A 3,751-nucleotide genomic window follows, 5' to 3' on the forward strand; every position below is an offset into this window, starting at 1 on the left:
CAAACATGTCTTTACGCTTCTCTTTCTCCGGAAGCTTTACACCTATTTCCTCTAACTGTTTCTTTGTATCGTCCATAATTGTTTTTACTTTTTGTTTTGTAGCGTCATCTAAATCCTTTTTCGCCGTTTTTGCAGGCTGATCCACTGCTGGAGTATTCGTTGCCGCGAATGCCGGAATACCGACTCCTCCAATGATTCCGAATGATAAAGCACCTGCAATTGCTAAATACCCAACTGTTTTCTTCTTCATAGGAAATTTCCTCCTTCATATTTCTAAAGCATGTACACTTTCGTATACAATGCCAATAGTAATGTTGGTTTCTTAAAATTTCCTTAACGATGCAAATAAAAAACACCGCTCGTAATGAGCGGTGTTTCTCTATGCTTTTTGTAATTGTAACTCTTCACGTTCCATTATTTTTCTTAATACAATTGTTTGTGTCATTGTAAATAAGTTACCTGTTATCCAGTACAACACAAGTCCTGATGGCGCCGCAAACCCCATAAATAGAATCATTGCTGGCATCATAATTTGCTGCATCTTTAGCATCTGTACTTGTTCTCCAGGTGTAATATTCGATTGGAAAACTTTCATTTGAATAAATGTCGTTAACGCTGCAATAATCGGTAATATATGATATGGATCTGCATGTCCTAGGTTCACCCATAAAAACGAAGATGTGCGAATCTCTTCCGTTCTGCTAATCGCATAATACAAAGCAGAGAAAATCGGCATTTGTATAAAAATTGGCCAGCAACCAGCAAGTGGATTCCAACCGCCTGATTTCATTAGTTCTGACATTTCTTTTTGATACTGCTTTTGTTTTTCAAGGTCTTTGCTTACATCACCGTATTTTTTCTTTAGCTTCTGCAATTCAGGTTGCATTTTCTTCATTTTCGCTTGGCTGCGATATTGCGAAACAGCTAATGGAATCATTGCTGAACGAATAACGAGCGTCATAATAATGATAGCAATCCCAAAGCTAGCTCCAGGTATATGATGAGCGACAAATTGAATCATATACGAGATTGGATATACAAAATAATGATCCCAAATCCCAGTACTATGTGCATCAATTGGGGCTGCATTACTGCAACCAGATAAAACAAAAACAAGTAATAATGATAAACTAACGAGCACAGCTCGGTATGATTTTAACATGTTCATTCCTCCAATGTTTCGTAATTATTTAGCGAAACATTGGTGTATACGGACCGACCTCGTCATTCTCTTCACTTGATTCTTGTCTGCGTACAGAACGAATCATTCCATATTTATAAAAAATAGAAAATAGCGGTACATTTCCCGCACTATCTTCACATGTATCAACTAGCGCAAAAGCTCTTTGTCTACCGCTTGATGCTTGTTGACGCACAAAGCGAGAAACATTAGCAAGGAAGAAAACTTCTAATAAACAAAGTGCCGTCGTTACAAACGATATATATAGAATTGCATCCTGCAATAAAAATTCCATCGCTTCACATCCTTAATAAGGTCATTTTAGCACATTCAACAAACATTCTCTATTTCCTTTTATTTTCAAAAAAAGTATTTTGCATATTTTCTCAAGAAAACAATAATTAAGAAACGTTGTATTCGCTTTCTTTAGTATATTCACACACATCAATGAATAGGCTTGATTTATTAGAAATTTATAAAATTTTTGCATTATAATAAAACTATTGCCAGTTTTTGAAAAAACCTTTATTCTCTTCTTGTAATCAAAAATGAATATGGAGATGAAACATACTATGGGTCAACTAGGAGACGCCGATTACGTTCCCGACACCGCCTTTTTATCCTTCCCAGCAGCTAAAACATTTCACTTAGAATTTATGATACAGTTGGTTGTTATTTTTATAGCTTCTATTTTGTATGCAATTTCTATGAATATGTTTTTTATCCCGCATAACATGATTAGCGGTGGATTCGCTGGTGTAGGGATGATTATCGGTTATTTAATGCACTACAATATCGGTGCACTTATCTTTTTACTAAACATTCCTCTTCTTATTTTAAGTCACTTTTACTTAGGCAAGAAGACAACCTTTTTAACAGCTTACTTTGTAGCTGTATCATCGTTAGCGATGAACATTATCCCTGTACACCAGGTTTCAGACGATATTTTACTATCTTCTGTATTCGGTGGTGTAATCTGCGGAGCAGCTTCCGGAATCATATTCCGATTTGCTTCTTCAACAGGTGGCTTTGATGTTGTTGGATTGATTGTAGCGAAACATCGAGATATTTCAATTGGAGCAATCATCTTTGTATTCAACTTAATCTTACTTGTTGCAGCAGGTTTTATTTTCGGATGGGATATTACACTTTATACGTTAATTAGCCGGTTTGTAGTCAGCAAAGTTATCGATGCTGTGCACACGAAACATATTAAATTAACGATAATGACAGTTACAGAAAAAGGTGAGGAAATAAAAAGCGCACTACTACATCACGGCATACGCGGGGTGACAATGGTAGACGCTGTCGGCGGCTATACAAACCATAAGAAAAAAATGATTTACACTGTCGTGACTCGCTATGAGTTAGGCGAAATGAAACGTATTATCCGCCAAGTGGATAACAAAGCATTTATGAACATTACTGAAACAGTTGAAATTGTCGGCCGTTTCAAACGCATATAAAAAGGCGCAAGGAGCTAGTGTTCCTTGCGCTTTTTATTTTTTACACTTATTACAAAATCAGATAATTCTATTATTATGTCCCTAAATGTGTTATAATGAAAGCAGACTCACAAAAAAAGAGTATATAGACTTGGAAGTTTCTCTTATTTTACAAGCAAAAAGAAACGAGCAGTCGGGTATATTTCAGACACCATACACGTAACGGTTTAAACAACCGATCATCTTAGTTACTCTTCAATGATCTTTTTATAAAAAGATACGTACAATTAAAACTCACTTCAATATACTATACCTACCTTTTTGACTTCCAAATCATCTTATTACATAAGGAGATGAACATATGAATCAATATATACGATATACAATAGCTGTCCTGTTTGCTATTATCGGCGGAACAATCTGCTTCTGGACAAACACTCAGCTTGGAGAGAATATCATTTTTAATGGAATCGAAACGATTGTAAGCGCTTCAATTTTAGGTGGATACATTTACTTCCTCTTCAATCCAGAAGAAAATGCTCAAAAAACAATGTTATTAACAATGATCGGAATCGTTGGTGGATGTATTTCCTACTCAATGACAAACTATACATTATCACTTCAATTAAGCTCAGCTTTCTTCCACGGTCTATGGACTTGGTTCATTGCATTCTGCTTAGCAGACGTATTCAACCTATTACAAGACAATGAAGAGGATAGCGGTCGCCAAATTGAAAGTAACTCTTAAGCTGGAAGGTACTCTTCCAGCTTTTTTTGATTGGTTTGCATACCCCGGTTAGTATCTACCGTAATATATCAGCGATTTTTTCATTATATCGACGGTTCGACACAGGATATCGACTTACCGACAATTTTCGGCAACCTATTTATGCTCTATACCCTGGCACTACAATAAAAAGAAGCTACCCAACGGCAACTTCTTTTCCACATACCCCACTTCGTATTCACTAAAATATATCAACGATTTTTCAAATATATCGATCGTTTCTCCACTTATATCAACGATTTTTTCATTATATCGACGCTTCGACACAAGATATCGATTTACCGACATTCTTCGACACTCAAAACGCACAACATACCCTAGCCCCCAAGCAACTTACTG

The 3,751-nt window shown here is 36.1% G+C and carries 4 protein-coding genes and 1 pseudogene; 2 read left to right on the top strand and 3 right to left on the bottom strand.

From position 1 onward, the window contains the following. The 3 genes and pseudogenes from MR170_RS30020 to MR170_RS30030 form a co-directional block, all read right to left on the bottom strand. Positions 1-250, bottom strand: a pseudogene (locus MR170_RS30020) (hypothetical protein); the annotation flags it as partial. A 129-nt stretch (positions 251-379) separates the two neighbouring features. After that, positions 380-1,162 carry a membrane protein insertase YidC gene (gene yidC, locus MR170_RS30025; protein WP_016079814.1) on the bottom strand — a complete coding sequence of 261 codons (783 nt, stop codon included), beginning with the start codon at positions 1,160-1,162 and terminating at the stop codon, positions 380-382. Between the two features lie 28 nt (positions 1,163-1,190). After that, positions 1,191-1,475, bottom strand: coding sequence for a hypothetical protein (locus tag MR170_RS30030; RefSeq protein ID WP_000394930.1), 285 nt, complete (start codon positions 1,473-1,475; stop codon positions 1,191-1,193). 277 nt (positions 1,476-1,752) lie between these two features. Here MR170_RS30030 and MR170_RS30035 point away from each other — a divergent pair, with 277 nt between their 5' ends. Together MR170_RS30035 and MR170_RS30040 are read left to right on the top strand one after the other, a co-directional pair. Then, a complete protein-coding gene (locus MR170_RS30035; protein WP_016079813.1) occupies positions 1,753-2,646 on the top strand; it encodes a YitT family protein in 894 nt (297 codons plus the stop codon). 340 nt (positions 2,647-2,986) lie between these two features. Next, entirely contained in the window at positions 2,987-3,373 is a 387-nt protein-coding gene (locus tag MR170_RS30040) for a DUF3938 domain-containing protein (protein ID WP_242310526.1), read from the top strand. The last annotated feature ends 378 nt before the right edge of the window (positions 3,374-3,751 follow it).

The organism is Bacillus cereus group sp. BfR-BA-01524, assembly GCF_022662595.1.
Classification (GTDB): Bacteria; Bacillota; Bacilli; order Bacillales; family Bacillaceae_G; genus Bacillus_A; species Bacillus_A thuringiensis_S.